The 20,807-nt window shown below is 34.8% G+C and carries 17 protein-coding genes, 1 pseudogene and 1 riboswitch; of the genes and pseudogenes, 10 read left to right on the plus strand and 8 right to left on the minus strand.

Annotated features, from left to right (window positions below; genetic code table 11):
* Positions 1–14: 14 nt before the first annotated feature.
* Positions 15–620: pseudogene (locus CN288_RS03370) on the plus strand (hypothetical protein); the annotation flags it as partial.
* Between the two features lie 190 nt (positions 621–810).
* Here CN288_RS03370 and CN288_RS03375 read toward each other — a convergent pair.
* Complete coding sequence (locus CN288_RS03375) at positions 811–2,571, minus strand: alpha-glycosidase (protein ID WP_098301807.1); 1,761 nt, start codon at positions 2,569–2,571, stop codon at positions 811–813.
* A gap of 315 nt (positions 2,572–2,886) precedes the next feature.
* On the opposite strand from CN288_RS03375, the gene CN288_RS03380 reads away from it, so the two are divergent.
* From CN288_RS03380 to malR, 4 genes are all read left to right on the plus strand, one after another.
* Positions 2,887–4,146, plus strand: a complete 1,260-nt coding sequence (locus CN288_RS03380) for an extracellular solute-binding protein (RefSeq protein ID WP_026590148.1) — start codon at positions 2,887–2,889, stop codon at positions 4,144–4,146.
* 77 nt (positions 4,147–4,223) lie between these two features.
* Positions 4,224–5,525, plus strand: coding sequence for a carbohydrate ABC transporter permease (locus tag CN288_RS03385; RefSeq protein WP_026590149.1), 1,302 nt, complete (start codon positions 4,224–4,226; stop codon positions 5,523–5,525).
* The gene (malD, locus tag CN288_RS03390; protein ID WP_026590150.1) at positions 5,526–6,368 is read left to right on the plus strand and encodes a maltosaccharide ABC transporter permease MalD; all 843 of its coding nucleotides are present in this window, start codon (positions 5,526–5,528) and stop codon (positions 6,366–6,368) included.
* Between the two features lie 278 nt (positions 6,369–6,646).
* Positions 6,647–7,669, plus strand: coding sequence for a maltose operon transcriptional repressor MalR (malR, locus tag CN288_RS03395; protein ID WP_026590151.1), 1,023 nt, complete (start codon positions 6,647–6,649; stop codon positions 7,667–7,669).
* Between the two features lie 13 nt (positions 7,670–7,682).
* On the opposite strand, the gene CN288_RS03400 is transcribed toward malR, so the two are convergent.
* Both CN288_RS03400 and CN288_RS03405 read right to left on the minus strand, forming a co-directional pair.
* Positions 7,683–8,846: an aminotransferase A gene (locus tag CN288_RS03400; RefSeq protein ID WP_098301808.1), complete on the minus strand. Its 1,164-nt coding sequence runs from the start codon at positions 8,844–8,846 to the stop codon at positions 7,683–7,685.
* 100 nt (positions 8,847–8,946) lie between these two features.
* The gene (locus CN288_RS03405; RefSeq protein ID WP_026590153.1) at positions 8,947–9,147 is read right to left on the minus strand and encodes a hypothetical protein; all 201 of its coding nucleotides are present in this window, start codon (positions 9,145–9,147) and stop codon (positions 8,947–8,949) included.
* 309 nt (positions 9,148–9,456) lie between these two features.
* On the opposite strand from CN288_RS03405, the gene CN288_RS03410 reads away from it, so the two are divergent.
* Positions 9,457–10,731, plus strand: a complete 1,275-nt coding sequence (locus CN288_RS03410; protein WP_026590154.1) for a sensor histidine kinase — start codon at positions 9,457–9,459, stop codon at positions 10,729–10,731.
* A gap of 232 nt (positions 10,732–10,963) precedes the next feature.
* Here the strand turns inward: CN288_RS03410 and CN288_RS03415 are convergent, their stop codons facing one another.
* Positions 10,964–11,707 carry a DUF3967 domain-containing protein gene (locus CN288_RS03415; RefSeq protein ID WP_026590155.1) on the minus strand — a complete coding sequence of 248 codons (744 nt, stop codon included), beginning with the start codon at positions 11,705–11,707 and terminating at the stop codon, positions 10,964–10,966.
* A gap of 239 nt (positions 11,708–11,946) precedes the next feature.
* Here CN288_RS03415 and nucA point away from each other — a divergent pair, with 239 nt between their 5' ends.
* Both nucA and comJ read left to right on the plus strand, forming a co-directional pair.
* Complete coding sequence (nucA, locus tag CN288_RS03425; protein ID WP_026590156.1) at positions 11,947–12,381, plus strand: DNA-entry nuclease; 435 nt, start codon at positions 11,947–11,949, stop codon at positions 12,379–12,381.
* A 56-nt stretch (positions 12,382–12,437) separates the two neighbouring features.
* Positions 12,438–12,827 (plus strand): competence protein ComJ, encoded by a 390-nt coding sequence (gene comJ / locus CN288_RS03430; protein WP_139265447.1) that lies wholly within the window; start codon positions 12,438–12,440, stop codon positions 12,825–12,827.
* 27 nt (positions 12,828–12,854) lie between these two features.
* Here comJ and metE read toward each other — a convergent pair whose 3' ends face one another.
* The 3 genes from metE to CN288_RS03445 form a co-directional block, all read right to left on the minus strand.
* Positions 12,855–15,143, minus strand: a complete 2,289-nt coding sequence (metE, locus tag CN288_RS03435) for a 5-methyltetrahydropteroyltriglutamate--homocysteine S-methyltransferase (RefSeq protein WP_090687313.1) — start codon at positions 15,141–15,143, stop codon at positions 12,855–12,857.
* A 129-nt stretch (positions 15,144–15,272) separates the two neighbouring features.
* Positions 15,273–15,461: riboswitch (cobalamin riboswitch) on the minus strand.
* 297 nt (positions 15,462–15,758) lie between these two features.
* Positions 15,759–16,313: a PadR family transcriptional regulator gene (locus CN288_RS03440; RefSeq protein WP_026590159.1), complete on the minus strand. Its 555-nt coding sequence runs from the start codon at positions 16,311–16,313 to the stop codon at positions 15,759–15,761.
* A 92-nt stretch (positions 16,314–16,405) separates the two neighbouring features.
* Positions 16,406–17,941 carry an MDR family MFS transporter gene (locus tag CN288_RS03445; RefSeq protein WP_098301809.1) on the minus strand — a complete coding sequence of 512 codons (1,536 nt, stop codon included), beginning with the start codon at positions 17,939–17,941 and terminating at the stop codon, positions 16,406–16,408.
* 542 nt (positions 17,942–18,483) lie between these two features.
* Here CN288_RS03445 and CN288_RS03450 point away from each other — a divergent pair.
* The gene (locus tag CN288_RS03450) at positions 18,484–18,996 is read left to right on the plus strand and encodes a hypothetical protein (protein WP_026590161.1); all 513 of its coding nucleotides are present in this window, start codon (positions 18,484–18,486) and stop codon (positions 18,994–18,996) included.
* A 31-nt stretch (positions 18,997–19,027) separates the two neighbouring features.
* On the opposite strand, the gene CN288_RS03455 is transcribed toward CN288_RS03450, so the two are convergent.
* The gene (locus CN288_RS03455; RefSeq protein WP_026590162.1) at positions 19,028–19,261 is read right to left on the minus strand and encodes a phage holin; all 234 of its coding nucleotides are present in this window, start codon (positions 19,259–19,261) and stop codon (positions 19,028–19,030) included.
* Positions 19,262–20,157: 896 nt separating this feature from the next.
* On the opposite strand from CN288_RS03455, the gene CN288_RS03465 reads away from it, so the two are divergent.
* Positions 20,158–20,778: a YkyA family protein gene (locus CN288_RS03465; RefSeq protein WP_051588530.1), complete on the plus strand. Its 621-nt coding sequence runs from the start codon at positions 20,158–20,160 to the stop codon at positions 20,776–20,778.
* Positions 20,779–20,807 lie beyond the last annotated feature (29 nt).

A 20,807-nucleotide genomic window follows, 5' to 3' on the forward strand; every position in this document is an offset into this window, starting at 1 on the left:
TTCGCATATTAAACATGCGAATTAAAGGGGTGTTGTTCATTTGTTACCTTTTTCCACCGCGAAGTATATATTCTTACGTGGCTCTTCCATTTTATGTGATATGCAATCTATGGGGAATTTAGATTTTGATTTATAAGCCTCGGCAGCCTCAATTACAACATTTACCATATACTAGATTTGTCGCATTCAGTATCTCAATTTGCAGCTTTATAGCTGTTCAAAAGTTGGCATACGAATTCGTAGAGCTAGAGTCACCTTTATTTTTTATCCTATCGCTTATAGCATATGGTTTTGTTGTTTATAAATCCGTGTTATTCTAGATTAAATATTTTACAGCCCGCTTAAGGAAGATAACAGATCAAGATGTAAAAATTCCTAAAATCGTATTTTTTTCAGTTTTAGGTTATATGATTGGTCAAGTTGGTATTGGTTTTTTGAGCCAAAAATCTATGGCAATCGTACTGATCATTCTTTCTTCATTTTTTTCAGTTGCTTTCTTGTCTCTAAGTACACATTTGTATTTTTATTTTGATTTCAAAAAACAATTCATGGCTTCAAGGCATATCAACATACCACAGTCTCAAAAGAAACCTAAACTTTCAAGAAAGGAAAAAAGACAATGAATTCACACCTTCACCCTATAGGCTGAAGGCACAAAGAAACTTATGATTTTCGGACGTAAACAACAAGTGGAAACAGATAATGTGAAAAATTTGATCAAGCCTTTATTTTGTAAAATCCCGATTGATCAGAACTAATAATCAGTGGGGGATGAAGAAGCCCTCACTGATTAAAATTTCACTCTATATTTTACCATTTCAAAATTGAAAATCCATATGATGGAAGTGTAACCTGTAATGAGTTTGCCTCTGCAGAAAATTCTTCATTTGTATATAGGTTGACGATTTTTTTACTAGAGATATCAAAAGGTATAGGGGCGGATATTTCATTGTTTGTTGGATTTAAAACAATGAAGATTGTTTCTTCTCCATATGTCTTCGTATAAGAAATATAACCCTGTTCATCATTTGCTTCAATAAATTGAAATGCCCCATGGCTACCAAATGCTTTGTATTGTTTCCGTAATGAAATTAATGTTTGGATATGCTTAAATAATGCTTTATCTTGCTTATCCTCATCCCAAATCATACATTTTCGGCACTCAGGATCCATTCCGCCGTCCATGCCGATTTCATCACCATAATAAATGCATGGGGAACCGATGAAAGAAAGGTGGAATATATATAGTAATTTTACTTTATCTTTATTTTCACTACAGGTTGTTAAAATTCTCGGTGTATCATGACTGTCTAATAGATGAAAAGCAGCTTCGTTTACGTTCATGGAATAGGAGTGAAGAGAAGCTGTAATTTGTTCCATAAATTCACTTGCCCCAATTGTTTCGTTTGCAAAATAAGAATGTAGGGCATTGGTGACAGGATAGCTCATAACGGCATCGAATTGATCACCTTGTAACCATGGCAGAGCATCGTGCCAAATTTCTCCTAAAATATAGACCTCAGGGTTAATTGCTTTTACTTCACTACGAAATTCTCTCCAAAAGTTATGATCGACTTCATTTGCTACATCGAGGCGCCAGCCATCAATGTGAAATTCCCGTACCCAATAACGTCCTACCTCGAGTAAATACTCTTTTACATCTGGATGGGCAGTATTTAATTTTGGCATATAGGGTGTAAATGCAAAGGTATCGTAGTTCGGAAGTGGCTCTGTCACGATTGGAAACTCATGAATATGAAACCAGTTGATATAGCGAGATTGCTCACCTTTTTCTAGCACATCTTGAAATTTATCAAAAAAGTACCCACTATGGTTAAAAACGGCGTCTAGCATGACTTTTATACCACGTTCGTGGCAGGCGATAACTAATTTTTTGAAAGTTTCCTTCGTCCCAAATTGCGGATCAATTTCCATGTAGTCAATTGTGTCATATTTATGATTCGAGTGTGCTGCAAAGATAGGAGTAAAGTAAATTCCAGAAATACCGAGTTCTACAAGATAATCAAGCCGTTGAATGATTCCGGCAAAATCCCCTCCAAAAAAATTAGTAGGTGTTGGATCAGTACTCGCCCAAGGTAGTGTATCTACTGGATTACATGCAGGATCCCCATTAGCAAATCGTTCTGGGAAAATTTGATACCAGACTGTATCTTTTATCCATGAAGATGCTTTAAAAACATCCTGTTCATGAATAAATGGAAAGCAAAAAAAGTTGCCCACATCACCAGTAGGTGTTTCATGGAAAAAGCCACGTTCTGTATAGATGATCGTTTCCGTATTATTTTTTAGTTCAAACCCATATCGTAAGCGCTTAAAGTTTGGTTTGATTGAAATGAACCAGTAATCAAATAAATCTGTTGATCCACTTTTTTTCATTGGCATGTTTGCTGTGATCCATTTCCCATCTTGCCATTCATAAGGATCACCATGAATAAATGAGACGATATCCACATCATTTTTTTTTGTACGCAATCGAATATGAAGCGTTTCTTCATCATAAGCGTATGCGTAATTGTCTTTTGGTCTATGGTATATTGCTTCTTTAAACATATAGAAAATCCCCCTTTGATATCTCTATAAATAAAAACATATTGCAAACGATTGCTTTTGGTACAATTTTAATATTGCTTATAAGGGTAGTATTCATTTCATATAAAGTCAATGGAAAGAAAGAATAATGTCATAATTTTTTCTGAAAAATACAGAAATAAAATATTTGCAAAATATATAAAAGAATGTATAATGAGAGACAAATAGCGCAAACGTTTTCATAGATTGAAAGATTGTTTGCGCTTCTATTAAACTAGTTAGTGCAAACGTTTTCATTTGTTGGATCAGTACATATAATTTAGGGAGGTTTTTAGGGTGAAGAAAGCATTATCATTATTAACAATTTCAACGTTGGCGATCGGTATGTTATCGGCATGTGGTCCGAAAGATTCAGGGAAAAAGGAAGCGAGCAAGGAGAAGAAAGATTATGATCTTCTTGTTTGGGAAGATGAGAAAAAGGGTGTCGGGCTAGATCCAGCAGTGAAAAGTTTTGAAAAGAAATATAATGTGAAAGTAAAAGTTGTAGAGGTTCAGATGACGAAACAAGTAGAAAAACTTCGTCTCGACGGTCCAGCTGGTACAGGGCCAGATGTTGTAACACTGCCTCATGATCATATTGGTAATGCGGTAACAGAAGGGCTACTTTCAGAAGTGAAAGTGGATGATACTGTGAAAAATAAATTCACAGATTTATCAATACAGGCAGAAACATACGATGGGAAAATGTACGGTTTACCAAAAGCAATTGAAACACCAATCTTTATTTATAATAAAAAGTTAATGCCAAAAGCACCAGAAACAATGGATGAGCTTTTTAATTTCTCAAAAGACTTTACGAAAGATGGAAAGTACGGATTTTTAGCATTAGGGGATAACTTCTATTTTGCGAATGCATTTATGGCAGGTATGGGCGGTTATGTATTTGGTGAAAAAGATGGAAAACCGAATCCGAAAGATATTGGATTAAATAATAGTGGTGCGGTACAAGGTGCTGAATATATTCAAAAATGGTATAAAGAAAAATTATTCCCAAAAGGAATTATTGGAGAATCTGGTGGGGCAGCTGCAGATGGATTGTTTAATGAAGGAAAAGCGGCATCTATAATGAATGGTCCATGGGCATTCCAAGCGATGGAAAAAGCAGGCATTGATTATGGGGTAGCACCGATGCCGAAATTACCAAACGGTCAACCGATGAAAACTTTTGTGGGTGTAAAAGGATGGCATGTAACTAGCTTTTCCAAACAGAATGATTTAGCAACAAAATTTACTGAGTGGGTAACAAATGAAGAGAACGGAAAAATCCGTTTTGAAAAAACGAAAGAAATTCCTCCTGTTAAATCAGTAATGGAAGATCCAATTATTAAAGAAAATGAAGCTGCAAAAGCGGTGGCAGTTCAATCAGAGAATGGTATTCCGATGCCGAATATTCCAGAAATGCAAGAAGTTTGGAAACCAGCTGGAGATGCGCTTCAATTAGTTGCAGCAAATAAACAAGAATCGAAAGCAGCACTTGATGAAGCTGTAAAACAAATTAAAGGAAACATTGAAGCAAATCATAGTAAGAAAAAATAAGATGGGATTCGTATCTCTCGTAAAAGGGAGATACGGATTCTCTTCCTTCCAAGGGGAAGAAAAAAGGGGGAAGAAATATGCAAACATCCATTGAACCAGCACAGGAAGTGAACGGTTCAAAACACCGCAAAACAGCCGCGATGTTGTCAATTATTCCAGGTATTGGTCAAATATATAATAAACAATATCTAAAAGGTCTTATCTTTCTTGTATTAACAGGTTCATTTGTCGTAGCATTCGCTGATTTATTAAATATAGGATTGTGGGGAATTGTTACGCTCGGTACAGAAGTTCCTCGGGATCACTCTATTTTTCTATTAGTGAAAGGGATTTTAGCACTAATTGTTATTGCATTTGGATTAGGTATATATGCTTTTAATTTATATGATGCCTATCAAAATGGAAAAAAGCGTGATGTAGGAATACCTTTAAATTCTGTGAAAGAACAATATCGTAATTTATTAGATCAAGGTTTTCCGTATTTAATGGTTTCACCAGGATTTCTGCTATTAATCTTTGTTGTTGTATTTCCAATCATTTTTGTTATCTTAATTGGATTTACAAACTATGACTTATATCATTCCCCTCCTGCAAAATTGGTAGAGTGGGTTGGATTCAAAAACTTTATTGATATTTTTACATTACCAATGTGGAGAGACACGCTTTTAAGTGTATTCTCTTGGACTGTGATTTGGACATTCGTCGCGACTACTTTACAAGTAGCCCTTGGGATTTTCTTAGCAATATTAGTGAATCAGCCTGGTATTAAAGGAAAAGCTGTAATTCGTACGATTTTTATTTTACCGTGGGCTGTTCCAGCATTCGTATCCATTCTTGTCTTTGCAGGTATGTTTAATGAATCATTTGGAGCAATTAACAATCAAGTGTTAGCTTTATTTGGAATCGAAAAGATTGCTTGGATGACAGATCCATTTTGGGCGAAATGTGCTTTGATATTTATCCAAACATGGCTTGGTTTCCCATTTATTTTTGCAATGACCACAGGGATATTGCAATCGATTCCAGGGGAATTATATGAAGCAGCTACAGTAGACGGGGCAACGGCATGGCAACAATTTCGAAAAATTACATTGCCGCTTGTTCTATATGCAACAGCACCAATCTTAATTACACAATATACGTTTAACTTTAATAACTTCAGTATTATTTATCTGTTTAATAGCGGGGGACCTGCTGTGTCTGGGCAAAATGCAGGAGGAACAGATATTTTAATTTCATGGATTTATAAATTAACGATGACATCAGCACAATATGGAAAAGCAGCGGCACTTACGATGATTTTATCGTTAATCGTTATTTCAGTTGCATTATGGCAATTTAAGAGAACAAAATCATTCCAAGAAGAGGATATGATGTAAATGAATATAAAACGACAAAAGATGTTACGTCTCTCATTAAGTTATTTTGTAATTTTCATAATGTGTGTCATTATTTTTTATCCATTATTGTGGATTGTTGGTTCATCGTTTAATCCAGGAGATAGTTTATCAGGGTCAAGTATTATTCCGAAAAATGCAACGTTAGATCATTACCGAAAGTTATTAGATCTTTCACAAAGCAATTATTTACTTTGGTATAAAAATACACTCAAAGTAAGTGTTTTAACGATGATTTTCTCTGTACTATCCATTAGTTTTACAGCTTATGCATTTTCAAGATATCGTTTTGTTGGAAGAAAGAATGGTTTGTTAACATTTTTAATCTTGCAAATGATTCCCAACTTTGCAGCTTTGATTGCACTCTATGTACTAGCACAATTAACAGGATTAATTGATACACATCTTGCATTAATTTTAATTTATGTCGGCGGAGCAATTCCAATGAATACGTGGCTTATGAAAGGGTATTTTGATACAATTCCAAAAGAGTTGGATGAGTCAGCACGTATGGATGGGGCAGGACACTTCCGTATTTTTTGGCAAATTATTATGCCGCTTGCAAAACCAATTGTGGCAGTAGTAGCTTTATTTACCTTTATCGGTCCGTTTACAGATTTTATTTTAGCGAGCATCATTTTACGCACACCGGAAAACTATACGTTAGCGGTTGGATTATATGAAATGGTCGCGAAAAAATTTGGTAATGAATTTACAACATTTGCAGCTGGCTCTGTATTAATTGCAATACCGATTTCTATTTTATTCTTATCATTGCAAAAATATTTTATTTCAGGCTTAACGGCTGGAGGTACGAAAGGATGAGGATGGGACATTATGTCCCATTTCTCTTTTTTTAGGAGAAATTCGGGTTCATATGACATCGTAAGGGGAAAGATGTGAAAAAAATAGTATATTATAGTATAGGAAAATAAGCCTGTATCCCTTACAATACATGAAGAGGGAGAATATTAGTTTACATTAATATAATTTTTTTTGAGAAATGAAATAAAGTAATGGTAGCTTTCGTTTTCTCCTAATATCTGTGGAATACAGAATAATAATAGATATGAATGAAGAATAAGAAGAGAGGAGGAGATTTAATGACAGTTACAATTAAAGATGTAGCAAAAAAGGCAAATGTTGCACCATCTACTGTGTCTCGTGTAATTGCTGATAATCCAAGTATAAGTGAAAAAACTAAGCGTCGTGTTCGTAAAGTAATGAGCGAGTTAGGGTATCATCCTAATTTAAATGCGAGAAACCTTGCGAATCAAACGACAAAAACAATTGGTCTTGTTATGCCGAGTTCTGCAAGTAAGGCATTTCAAAATCCATTTTTCCCAGAAGTAATTCGAGGGATAAGTTCCTTTGCACATGTTGAAGGTTATGCGCTGTATATGTCAACTGGTGAAACAGAAGAGGAAATTTTTAATGGTGTTGTGAAGATGGTACAGGGGCGTCAAATCGGTGGAATTATTCTTCTCTATTCACGTGAAAACGATCGTATTATTCAATATTTACATGAACAAAATTTCCCATTTGTTTTAATTGGAAAGCCGTACGAAAGAAAAGATGAAATTACATATGTAGATAATAATAACTATACAGCTGCAAGAGAAGTAGCGGAATATTTAATTTCACTAGGACATAAACAAATAGCGTTTATTGGCGGCGGCTCTGATTTACTTGTTACAAAGGATCGTTTAGCTGGAATGAGCGATGCATTAAAATTAGCAGACATCGTGTTGCCAAATGAATATATTTTACATTTTGATTTTTCAAGAGAGAGTGGTCAACAAGCTGTAGAAGAATTAATGGGTCTTGAAAAGCCACCAACAGCAATTATGGCAACAGACGACTTAATTGCCCTTGGGGTACTGAGTGCACTTGCGAAAAAAGGAGTTGCTGTACCGAAAGATGTTTCTATTGTGAGTTTTAACAATGCTTTATTATCTGAAATAGCAAGTCCACCGCTCACAACGGTTGATGTAAATATTTATCAATTAGGGTATGAAGCTGCAAAAGCGTTAGTTGATAAGGTGGAGCATTCTGAGTCCACTTCAAAATGCATTATTATTCCGCATAAATTACTGAAACGTCAGACTTGTGATCATTATGCGTAAAAAGCTAAGAGTGTTATCTCTTAGCTTTTTGTTTTAAAAATCTTTCTAAACGATCACAGCCTTCTTTCAGTGTTTCCATGCTATAAGCGTATGAAAGACGGAGATACCCTTCGCCATACTCTGAAAATGCCGTTCCTGGAACAACTGCGAGCCCAGCTTCTTTGACAAGATCAATAGCAAAATCAAATGATGAAGATGTGAGATTTCCAACATATGGGAATAAATAAAAGGCACCCGTTGGTTTTTCAACAGTTAAACCCATTTGAATCAGCCTGTTGTATACGTAATCACGGCGTTTTTTATATTGATGACGCATCATTCGCGGTGCATCTTTTGCTGCTGTTAACGCTTCAATTGCAGCATATTGTGAGATTGAAGTTGCACATGTAACGTTGTATTGATGGACTTTTAAAATATGCTGTGTTAAATAGCTTGGGGCAAATAAAAGACCGATGCGCCAACCTGTCATTGAATGTGATTTTGCTAGTCCGTTAATAACAATTGTTTTATCACGCATTTCTGGAAAATGAGCAATGGATATATGATTATCTTCATATACAAGCTCACTATAGATTTCATCTGAAAGAACGAAAATATTTTTATTTTTTAAAACAGATACAATATCTGTTAGTTCTTCTTTTGACAGTGTAACACCAGTTGGATTAGAAGGATAAGGTAAAACGATACATCTTGTTTGATCTGTAATTGCTTTTTGAATCGCTTCTGCTGTTAAACGAAATCCAGTTTCTCGAACATCTACAAACACAGGTGTTGCGCCGCATAGTCTAATAATAGGTTCATAGCCTGGGTAAATAGGGGCAGGTAAAATAACTTCTGTTCCAGGTTCTAAAATAGTACGGAACGTAACATCAATCGCTTCACTAGCACCGATTGTAACGATGGTTTCGTTTTCAGGTGAATAGTGTAAATCGTAATTGTCATTTAGAAAATGACAAGCTGCTTTGCGTAAATCTAAGAGGCCAGCGTTGTGTGTGTAGTTTGTATGATTTTCTGTAATCGCTCGTTTTGCAGCTTCTTTTACTAAAGAAGGCGTTGGGAAATCTGGTTGTCCAATTGTTAAAGAAATGAGATTATCATAGTTTTGAATCATATTAGAGAATTGACGAATACCAGAAATTTGGATATCCTTCACTCTAGGGTTAATGAATTGTTCCATTTTGTCTCCCTTTCTTCTGTTTGCAAAATTTCTTTTATTTTATCATAAATTTTATATTTTCGCTTTAGAGTGCATAAAAAAAGCCGCTTAAAGCGACTTTTTAGTACCCATATTCCCAATCTATTTCATCTTCATTCCAAAGAACTGAAGATACTTTTCCAAGGTATACAACAGATTCATTTACAGCGCATGTGCAATTTTCTTCACCAGCTTTATCTTGCAATTCTTCGTATACTGATTTCTCCACATTTTCGAGAACAACCAAATTTTCCTCTTTTAGAACAAGCGTAGTTCCTGCCATATTTATCTTCCTCCTACTAAAATAATGATTACTTATTTATAAACATAGATAGTATGGATTATATGCTACATGTTGTTATAGTTGTCCGTATATTGGACTATTTTTGTTTTATTCTTTAACCCGTATTCATTGTATACTGCATCATGGTAGTTTGGTACAGGGTTTACAATCATTTCGGAAAGTTGTAACATTTCTTAACGTTTATTCACAAATGATTTACAAATGTGTTAAGAAAAATCTAAATTTTAAAACAAAAGTGACTGTAAAATGATATAATCATATCAAAATACATGTAGAGGATGAAAGGGTATGGAGCTAATCCGTGACTTAATGATCCAAGTTGCTATCATTATTCTGCCACTGTTTTTATATGAAGCGATTCGTCTAAATCGCTATCAAGATATGCTTCCAAAGCCCAATCGCTACTTTATTATGTTTTTATCTAGTATTACGCTTGTTCTTTCTGTGACGTATCCGATTTGCTTTGGTGATTTGTGTGGTTATAATTTCTATCCGATTCCAATTATTAGTGCTTTTTTGTATGGTGGGATTGCAGGGGTTATCCCAGCTTTTATCTTTGTTATATACGAATGGTTTTTGAATGGTTTACAGTGGTTTCGGATAATAGAAGTTTTATGTATTGCGATTATTCCTTTATTATTATCAAAAAAGTGGTCTGTTTTCCCAAGAGAGAAAAAACTCATTTTAGCTCTTATTATTTCATCTTTGTACGCTCTGATCAGTTTAGCATGTAGTATGTTTGGAATTTTACTGAGAGTAGGCTTTACGCCACCTATGTCGCATTTATATAGTGGATACATATTTGCTTCCCTTATTATGGTTATGACAATGGTATTTCAAGTGTATTTAACAGAGTATTTAAACGAAAATGCATTGTTACGTACAGAAATGCAAAAATCTGAAAAGCTAAACATTGTAAGTGAGCTAGCGGCAAGTGTAGCGCATGAAGTTCGAAATCCACTTACAGTTGTTCGTGGTTTTATTCAGCTATTAGAGAGTACAGAAGATATGAAGAATAAAGAATATATGCGTCTTGTACTAGCTGAGCTTGATCGGGCTGAACAAATTATTTCAGATTACTTAAATTTAGCTAGGCCGCAAATTGAAAAAAAGGAACGTATATGTTTATCAGCGCAACTCATAGAAATGACTACTTTAATGTCTTCATTTGCGGCTATGCAGGGCGTTTATTTACAAGTTGAAATTTCTGAGAACCTCTATACAATTGGCGATAAGACAAAGTTAAAACAAGCAATTATGAATATCGTTAAAAATGGAATCGAAGCAATTCAAGAAAACAAAGGGTATTTAAAAGTAACCGCCATTCAAAAAGATAGTGTCATTATGGTACGAGTAAAAGATAGTGGCGTGGGAATGACGAAGGAACAGTTAGCTAGGCTTGGACAACCATATTATTCATTAAAAGAAAAAGGAACAGGCCTAGGGCTTATGGTTACTTTTAGTATTTTACAAGCACATAATGGTACGCTGGAATATAAAAGTGAGAGTGGAAAAGGAACAGAAGCAATTATTACATTACCAGCAGCTAGAAATAAGGAATGAAAGTTACCGATAGAAGGTAACTTTTTTATTTATCATAAGCTCAAGTGAAAAAACGAAATAACCCCATTCTTTTTAGTTGAGAGAATCCAGCCATGCATAGAGGTGGTCACTTTTTCTTCTTTGCATGAGTGACTTATATGTCGAAAAGCTAAAATGGATTTATATACGTAAAAGTGAAAGGAGTGTAAAGTTTCTACCTTGATGATGGAAAGCTAACGACGAATGTTGTACTTTATTCATTTGTTTTTTCTGGCTTGACTCGAATAAATAAATTTTTAAATGATTGAAATAAACCTTGCTCCTTTGAGGCGGCGATGAGTCGTTTTGTTTCTTGAATTTCACGAATGACTTGCATAAGCTGTGCATCTCGATTGTTATCTTTATTGTAAACATGATTGACAAGTTTGTTCATTTTTTCTTCTTGTTTTGATTCCCGCTTATACATATGATTCATTAATAAGTCCATTTTTTCTTTTTGCAAGGCATCTGTTTGAGCTGCATGATCAATAAGCTCTTGCAGCATTTCTCCCTGCTGGTCTTCTTTTACATAAACTTGTTGCATTAATTCATCTAGTTTTTCATCTTTTAAGCGGTTTTGTGTGATTAAGGTGGAGTTTTGATGAATAATTGCTTCATTTAATTGAGCAAGCATATCGAGTTTTAACATAAATTCTTCAAAATTTCGGCCCTCTTCTTTCGCGTGTACCTCTTGATTTTGTTTTACTATTGGTACAGGTGGACTGTCTTTTTCTTTTAAAATAATTGGAATGGTTTCTGTAATATCTTCTTGTAAAGTGGCTGCTCGTTCATGAATTAATTTTAAAAGCTTCAAATCATCCATTTTATATATACGAGCATCAGCGGTTTTGGTAATCATATAACCGTGTTGTTCTAAAAGTTGACTATATTTTCGAACTATGTGTTTCGGGATTCCTGTTTTATTTGTAACATCCTTCGTTTTATATGTTGCTTCCATGACATTTCCTCCCCAAAAAGTATCGTATGTACAAATTCCATTTTTTATTTGGACTTCCTTTGAAAAAGAATGTCGGAAGCCTAGAAGTTTTCTACATGATTAGCGAAAAGTTGCATAAAAATGAATGTTTTTGGCGTAAAGGAGAGGAAGGGATAAAATAATGTCTGAAAACATATAGAGAGGATGTTTGATATAATAACCTAGGAAAAGAAATTGGATCGAAAAACGGAGGTACATCTATGAAACAAATAAAAGGTATTATCATTTCAATTATTGCGATTCTTTCTATTTTGGTTGCTGTATATGAAGTATTTTCACCTACAGAATCAAAGAGCAAGAAAGAAGTTACATATGATCAAGTTTTAGAATTTCCAAAAGAACGCTATCCCGAGACAGGGAAACATATTGCAGATGCGATCAAAGCAGGACATTCTAAAGTGTGTACGATTGATCGAAATGGTGCAGCTGATAGAAGAAAGTTGTCTCTAGCTCCATATCCAGCAAAAAAAGGATATGATCGTGATGAATGGCCAATGGCAATGTGTAAAGAAGGAGGAAAAGGTGCACATATTGAATATATTAGTCCAGCTGATAATAGAGGGGCTGGTTCTTGGGTTGGAAATAAGTTAGACAAATATCCGGATGGTACTCGTGTGAAATTTGTAGTGAAGTAGTAGGCGAATGTAAGGAGATTTTACTTAAAGTCAATAGTAGAAGGAAGATGACGCTTGTGGAATTAACAATTTCCTATTCACAATTAATCGTGATGAATTATGATGGGGAACAGCCTTATGTAGAGTGGACGAATGAAGCTTTTGAGAGAGGATACGTCGAAGCAGAAGGTGTAGTTATTTTTGAGGCAATTTCTGATTATACGTGTGAAATAGAAGTATCTGTAGGAAAGCACATTGAAAAAGAAGGGGTAATAAAAACGATATCAGCACCGTTTACGATAGGGAATGAGGGTGTTTTTATACGCAGCATTCTTTCAAACACTTTACATATTCCTATTTCGCAAGGTGAATATGTGTTAGTGATGCAAGCCATGCCGCTTGAGAAACCAACGGATGATGAATTGTACAAGATACAATATGAATTGTTTTTCGAAGAGAAAGAGTGAAAAAGCCACGACATCGTGGCTTTTTCTTTATGCGTTTGTTGTTAAAAGGGAACGAGCTTCTTTCGCAGCTTGAACCATATGCTCTAAGGCAGGTATAACTTCTTCTGTTCTTCTTGTTTTTAAACCACAATCTGGGTTAATCCAGAAGTATTTTGGATCACATACTTTTAAGGATTGTTCTACAATGGTATACATTTCATCTTTACTTGGAACACGAGGGCTATGAATATCATAAACACCTAAACCGATTCCTTTTTCATATGTTGTATGTTCTAATGTATGAATGAACTCACCATGGCTTCTTGATGTTTCGATAGAAATAACATCAGCATCTAAAGCACGAATCGCGTCAACGATATCTTCAAAGTTACTGTAGCACATATGTGTATGAATTTGTGTTTCGTTCGCTACAGAAGAAGTCGCTAAAAGGAATGATTGAACAGCCCATGTAATGTATGCATCCCAATTTTTTTCCTTTAATGGCATCCCTTCGCGAAGTGCTGGCTCATCGACTTGGATAATGTGAATACCAGAAGATTCAAGTAATTCAATTTCATGGCGAAGTGCCAATGCAATTTGATAAGAAACTTCCTTTCGTGAAATATCATTTCGAACGAATGACCAGTTTAGAATTGTTACTGGGCCTGTTAACATACCTTTTACAACTTTATTTGTAAGGCTCTGTGCGTATGCAGTTTCTTTAATTGTCATCCCATCAATAAAGGCAACGTCACCATAGATTACAGGTGGTTTTACGCAACGGGAACCGTATGATTGTACCCAGCCGTTTTTAGTGAAAGAGAAACCAGCAAGTCGTTCGCCGAAGTATTCCACCATATCTGTTCGTTCAAATTCACCGTGAACGAGCACATCAAGTCCAATTTCTTCTTGATAACGAATCCATTTTGCAGTTTCTTTTTCAATAAATTGTTCATATTGTTCATTTGTAATATCACCGCTTCGCCATTGTTTACGCGTTTGACGAACCTCAGTAGTTTGCGGGAAGCTACCGATTGTTGTTGTTGGAAGTATCGGTAATTGTAAAGCTTCTTGTTGCAAAGCATAACGTTGTTCAAATGGAAGAGGACGAGAGAAGTCTTCTTCTTTAAGCGTTGCACGTGCTGTTTTTACATCTTCACGATTACGTGCAGCTGAAGAACGTATAGCTTCATGGGCGCTACGGTAAGTAGCTAATTCAGTACTAACACTTTCCACACCTTCAGAAATTGCACGTTTAATAAGCGTAAGTTCTTCTAGCTTTTGATTTGCAAATGCAAGAGCACCAAATAATTCTGCTGATAAGTGTGTTTCTTCCGTTTTATCAATTGGAGTATGCAATAAGCTACACGAAGGTTGAATAATCCATTCTTTTGGTGTAACACGGTCCTGTAATGTTTTAAATAAAGAAAGAATGTCATCAAGATCAGCTCTCCAAATGTTACGGCCATCTATACAACCGAATGCTAAGATTTTGTCGGTTGGGAAGCCGTGCTCTAGAATAGCTCTTACATTGCCTTCTTTACCATGAACAAAGTCCAATCCAATGCCGGATACAGGGAATGTAATAATTTCTTTATAGTTTTCTTCTACGCTATCAAAATAAGTTTGTAGAATAAGAGATACATGTGGTGCTTCTTTGCGAATTGTTTCATAAAGTTCTTTTGCTTCTACAATTTCTGCTTTAGTTAAAGATGCAAAAATCGGTTCATCAATTTGTACGAAGCGTGCGCCAGCTTCATGTAATTCAGTTAATAGTTGTACATAAGGTGCAACTAGTTGATTTAGAATAGTAGCAAATTGATCTTCTTTATATCCTTTTGCTAATTTTAAAAATGTATAAGGTCCTAATATAACTGGTTTGCCGTCAATACCTAATTCTTGTTTTGCTTCCTCGTATAAGCGAAGCGGTCGATTGTCTTTTAAAGAAATATCTAATCCTTCTTCATATTCAGGAACAATATAATGATAGTTTGTATTAAACCATTTTGTCATTTCAGAAGCAACGTGATCTTTAGAGCCGCGTGCCATTGCAAAATATACATCAAGATACGAAGAAAACTCAGAAAAACGTGATGGAATAAAGCCAAGCATGTAGGCTGTGTCCAGCACATGATCATAATATGTAAAGTCGCCGATTGGAATTAAATCGATTCCTTTTTCTTGTTGAACTTTGACATGTTGAAGACGAAGTTCTTTCATGGTTGTTGAAAATTGCTGCTCATCGATCTTATTTGACCAAAAAGCTTCCAACGTTTTTTTCCATTCTCGGTGTAATCCAATGCGTGGATACCCTAAATTACTTGTTTGAATTGCCATTTAAATTTCCTCCCTAATTGAAAGTAAGCACTTCCGTTTACTCGGAAATGCATGTGACGAAAAGTATAAAGGTACAGAAAATAACCCTTTCTTCTCGTTTCTAACACCTAATCATCATCCGTGAGTCTATCAGTGTTGTTAAAATAGGCAGGTCTCCTGGCTTATGCTTTATACGATTTCTTTCACCTTCCCGTTTTCACAGTGGTATAGGAAAGAATTCTCTGCACTTACAGTGGCGGGACCGCGTTGGAATTTCACCAAGCTTCCCTTTTAAACACGAAATAAGAAATTCCATGTACCTATTTTCCTTTTGAAAGGAATTTAACAAGCAAATATGATATTGAAACAAATTCTAACATAATTTTTCGAATCTTGTCTACTGTTTTGAAATAAGAATATTTTAAAGTTTTAAATTATTGTTATCCTAAATATTATGAATAATAAGGTGTATAATGGGAGTGCTTTTTACAAAAATATGTTTAATACAAGAAGTTGTAAGAAGAGGAATGGGTTGGAAGATATATACCCGTGGATAAAATAAAAAACTGCTTATAAGAATCTAATTAATAGAGAGTCTTATAGCAGTAGAGGAGACGGTAAGCAATAGTAGGCCTACTATATATCTGTTCCAATTTCGGAAAGGCAACCAGCACTTGCATCTTTATGGAGTTCATTTAACCAACGTAATTCAACAGTAATATGTTCGATAACACTTTTTAAAATATAAAGTTGTGCACGTGGAACATTTTCTTTGCTATGTTCGTATATGGATTGCATCGTATGTAAATATTGAATCGTGTCATCCATCTTTTTTTCTAAAATAGGAATGATTTTTTTTTCATCACCAAAATGAGCGAATGATAGTGCTGAATAGATTGGCTTATATATATGATTTTTTGCTTCAAATTGTTTTAAAAGCAGTGTATGGAAAAGCTTTTTTCCCGTTTCAGTTATATGGAAAATGGTCTTATCTGGTCGGTTTGTATCTCGTACTATGTTTGTAACCGCAATGGCTCCTTGCTTTTCTAATTGTTCAAAAGCGTAGTAGAGGGAGCCTTTTGCATATTTAATATAACAATCCATTTGCCGTTCTTTCATTGTATGCTGTACTTCATATGGATGTTTGTCTCCTTCGAGTAGTAAGCCGAGAATGACTAGTTTCATACTCACGCTGTCTCAACTCCTGTAATTTAAACTTTATACATATTATAAACGGTATAACCCTTTCCATAAAGGGTTATACCGCTCCGTTTTATCATGTATTAACTTACTTGTTTCTGCTTTTTCTTTGTTCCAGTTGCAAGACGTTCTTTCCCCATTAGTGTAATGCAGATAATACTTAGAGTAGCTGGGATAAGTGCCCAGAAAAATGTATCAGCAATAGATATTGCGAGCGCCTGTTTAATTCCATCCAATATTTGAGGCGGGATTTTTTCGGTAGCATGTGGTGCTAATAAAAAGCTTGTATCTCCGCTTTTTGGTGCCATTTTTGCCAACTCTGGAGGGAAAATAGTTTCTAATTTATTTGTGAAAATATGATTTTGAATAGTCCCAAAAATTGTTACACCAAGAGTCATGCCGAGAGAACGGAAGAATGAGTTTGTTGATGTGGCAGAACCTCGGTCTCTCATTTCTAAGTTGTGAATAGAAGACATACTTAAAACAGAGAAAGAGAAGCCTACTCCAAGTCCAGCAAGAATCATAAAGACTGTTACGAGTACACGCGGTGTGTCCATTGTTAAAGTGCTGAGTAAATAGATACCAAGTATAAAGAAAATACCAGACACGATCATAATGTTACGGTAACTCGTACGCGAAGCAAATTGTCCGCCTGCTTGACTTCCAATTACAGAACCGACCATCATCGGGGTTAAAATTAATCCAGCATTTGATGCGGAACCCCCAAGAACACCTTGGACAAAGATTGGAATATAAACAGTGCAAATAATAAAAGCCGCTCCATAGAAAAGGGCAACACCTTGACTTGCTGCAAATAAAGGTTTTTTAAATAAATGGAAAGAAATAATTGGCTCTGTTGCACGTCTTTCTACGAAGAAGAAAATAATAAGCATAATAGCAAACGTAGCAAATAACCCAAGAATCATATTGGAATTCCATGCATATTCCTTACCGCCAAGTTCTAGTGCAAACATTAAGCAAATAATACTTATTACAAGTGTAATAGCGCCAGCCCAATCGATTTTTTGTTTTCTATATTGTAGAGATTCTTTGTAGTACTTGGAGATAAAGAAGAAGGAAATAATGCCTAATGGAATATTGATATAAAAGACCCAGTGCCAACTTATATACTCCGTAATATAAGCGCCTAATAAAGGTCCAAATACACTTGATGTTCCAAAAACTGCTCCAAATAGTCCTGTCATTTTCCCTCGTTTTTCTGGCGGGAATATATCATACATGATTGTGAAGGCGATTGGCATGAGGGCACCGCCACCAATTCCTTGAATTGCTCTGTAAATGCTTAACTGTTCAATGCTTGATGCTGTACCGCAAAGAATTGACCCAAGCAAGAAGAGAAGTAAACCGCCGATATAAAAACGTTTACGTCCGTACATATCAGATAATTTCCCGAAAATCGGCATTCCTGCCATCGTTGCTACCATGTAGGCTGATGTGACCCAAACAAATTTATCAAATCCTCCTAGGTCTCCAACAATTGTTGCCATGGCAGTGGCGACAATTGTATTATCCATTGCTGCCATTAAAATACCAAGTAATAATCCAGCTACAACAAACTTTGTTTTGCTTGCTTTGTTTTGAGATGTTTGTTCCTGCAAATATATTCCTCCTTTTATATAAGATTAACTGTTCTTTAAGAAAATCTAATTAGTAGTTTGTGCTTTAACTTGTCTTTATTATGTACCACTATAATTTTATGGTTGCTGTTATAAGGGAAGATAGTGTTTTCGTGCCATAAAGAATAGAAAGCATACATCATATTATAGTCAAATTTGACTAAAAGGCAAATTTTTTATTTTATAGCTTTTACTATTTAAGAAATAAAAGGAAATGAGTGACTGATGGAGTTTATCTCGCATTAACGGATCGTAAAAGTCAATTGGTGAGGGATCATAATCAGTGTGGGGATGAACTCCACACTGATTAAAGTTTCACTTTATAGCTATTTAAAATGGTTTTTTCATCACGTTGCCGAATATGATAAAGGAGAAAGGTAAAAATGTTGAAAACGTATATTTTTATTGGGCGAAAATAAGAGAATGTTTTAAGGTGAACGAATTGGAGAAGGCTGGTTTATTATTTAGGAGAGCACAATAAATTTGTGCGGAGAATACCATCTGGAATGAGGTGAATTGTTATTGTGAAAATGTGGGAAATAAATCTAGATAAAGAAGTGTTCCCGTTGTCTTTACAACCTGTTATGTGGAGGGAAGGTGGTTCTAAAGAATTTACGAAAAAACAGCCTAATCCAAATGTAGCAGTGACATTACAAATTCGCGGTATGAAAGAAAAGAGTTTTTCACAAGAAATTGCTTATGATGTACATGAAATTCTTTTTGTCCAATTAGAAGTTGAAAACAGAGGAAGCGAAGGGATTTCTCGTGTAATCGTTAGTCATATGATTCGGGATTATTTTGCATATATCCCCAATACATTACAAACGAATAAAGGGGCAGGAGAGTTTTTATTTCGACTTGTAAGATGGCGTATTGATGAATTATCATCAGGTGAAAAAGCGCAATTAATCTGTCAGGTAAACGCATCACGTATACAAATCCCATCACGTATTTCATTGCGTGCTACATATACATTTCAGCAGATGGGCCGATTATATGGACCGCTTCAAACAACAGAAGCAATTTTGATACAATAATAAAAAGGAACCCCGGGCGTGGGTTCCTTTTTTAATGCAAATTATGCTTTTTTAGTAATTCTTTTTGGTCCAGGCCTTTCTTTCCTACATAGTTATTTTTATATCCGAAGTATAAAATAAATAAGAAAGAAGCAACATTTATGATTGCATCGATTTGGTCATTTGTAATAAAAGAAAGACCAAATGATTCAAATAATAGTTTTAATGATAAGAGAAATCCTGCAAAAAAGCGAATGATGTCTGAAATGTTTTCTCTTTGTAACATTTTCTTCTCCTTTCGATAATGGTTATATACTATATATATGAAATAGAAAAGAAAATGAATACAAGTTTGAGAGAGAAAATGTACGAAGGGTAAGTGCATTTTTTTGTAAAAAAATATTAATGATATAGAAGTATATATCATTTTAAAAGAAGAAAGTGCATAAAAAATAAAGGTAGAGTTGCTAGTTTCTTGATTAGTAATGTAGAGACTGCTGCAAAATGGTTAGCAATGCAATGTGTACGGATGCTTGAACTGTTTATATTATACAAAAGGCCATCAACTATTATCTTAGACGATGGATTCTCTGGGAGGACGGAGTGCAGTTGTATAAAACAGAGATTAAAAAAGATAGAGTAATAAAAGTTTTTTCGTAACAATTTTTTCTCTTTTGTTACAAAAAAGCATTATTTTGTAACAAAAGTCTTTAAAAATAGATTTAAACATCATATAATTGTGATGGATGTGTCAATACATTTTGCACAATGTTTTTTCATTTAAAAAAGTGTAGGGGGAAAACTCTACACTTTTCCTTTTAAGGAAATAAAAAGAATATATGTAAGTTGTTGCAAGTGAACTTTTAAAATGTGTAAAATGGATTAGAAAAAGATTGATAGAAAGTGAGAAAGGGAATGGTAGAATGATAGACGTGAGGAGCCGACGATCGCCTTTAATCAGGCGGCTAATTATAATTGCTAATGCAATTTGTGCTGTCGCGGCGGAGGGGGCATATTTTAATCCTTTACATCACTTGCAAGAGCTGGAGCCGATCAGAAAAACCTAATTCAGCTTGCTCATGATTAGGGAGAAGTTGAGTTAGATAAAAAGCAACGGTGAAATTTAATTAGGAGGAAAAGAAGTTGAAATATAATAAAATAGCAATTGTAGCAGTTTTATCTATGACATTATTAGCAGGTTGTTTCGGTCCAAAACCAGAAGAGGAATTATATGTAGCATTTGAAAATGCTGCGAAGCAAGAAAAACCGATGTTTGAAGACGCGAAAAAATTAGAGGAACTGGAAAAAGAAGGCCAAACATTATACGGTCAAATTGTACAGGAAGGAAAAGATAATAATCAAGCTGTGAAAGAAAAATTAGATCAAGCAATGAAAAATACAGCAGAACGTGGAAAAGTAATTGATAAAGAAAAAGAAGCATTGAATAAAGCGCAAGAAGAAGTAAAATCGGTTGATACATATGTGAAGAAAATTGAGAATAGTAAGCTAAAAGAACAAGCGGATAAAGTAACGAAAACATACGAAAAACGACATGAGTCTTTTAAGAAAATGTATGATAATTATAGTAAATCATTAAAATTAGAAAAAGAATTATTTACAATGCTGCAAGATAAGGGAGCAAAATTAAAAGATATTAGTGATAAAGTAAAAACAGTGAACCAATCGTATAAAGATATTGATGCTGAAAAAGATAAGTTCAATGAATACACAAAATCATATAATACAGAAAAAGTAGCATTTTATAAACAAGCGAACATTAAAATAAAAGAAGACAAAAAATAAAGCAGGTTGGCCTTTATAGGCAAACTTGC

This window comes from Bacillus sp. AFS023182, assembly GCF_002560575.1.
GTDB classification, from domain to species: domain Bacteria; phylum Bacillota; class Bacilli; order Bacillales; family Bacillaceae_G; genus Bacillus_A; species Bacillus_A arachidis.

Coding starts and splice junctions, on each gene's coding strand:
- CN288_RS03405 (WP_026590153.1), bottom strand. CDS start 9,147: ATGGCAGGAACTACGCTTGTTCTAAAAGAGGAAAATTTGGTTGTTCTC.
- nucA (WP_026590156.1), top strand. CDS start 11,947: ATGAAACAAATAAAAGGTATTATCATTTCAATTATTGCGATTCTTTCT.
- malD (WP_026590150.1), top strand. CDS start 5,526: ATGAATATAAAACGACAAAAGATGTTACGTCTCTCATTAAGTTATTTT.
- malR (WP_026590151.1), top strand. CDS start 6,647: ATGACAGTTACAATTAAAGATGTAGCAAAAAAGGCAAATGTTGCACCA.
- CN288_RS03375 (WP_098301807.1), bottom strand. CDS start 2,571: ATGTTTAAAGAAGCAATATACCATAGACCAAAAGACAATTACGCATAC.
- CN288_RS03400 (WP_098301808.1), bottom strand. CDS start 8,846: ATGGAACAATTCATTAACCCTAGAGTGAAGGATATCCAAATTTCTGGT.
- CN288_RS03415 (WP_026590155.1), bottom strand. CDS start 11,707: ATGGAAGCAACATATAAAACGAAGGATGTTACAAATAAAACAGGAATC.
- CN288_RS03410 (WP_026590154.1), top strand. CDS start 9,457: ATGGAGCTAATCCGTGACTTAATGATCCAAGTTGCTATCATTATTCTG.
- CN288_RS03455 (WP_026590162.1), bottom strand. CDS start 19,261: ATGTTACAAAGAGAAAACATTTCAGACATCATTCGCTTTTTTGCAGGA.
- CN288_RS03465 (WP_051588530.1), top strand. CDS start 20,158: ATGACATTATTAGCAGGTTGTTTCGGTCCAAAACCAGAAGAGGAATTA.
- CN288_RS03385 (WP_026590149.1), top strand. CDS start 4,224: ATGCAAACATCCATTGAACCAGCACAGGAAGTGAACGGTTCAAAACAC.
- metE (WP_090687313.1), bottom strand. CDS start 15,143: ATGGCAATTCAAACAAGTAATTTAGGGTATCCACGCATTGGATTACAC.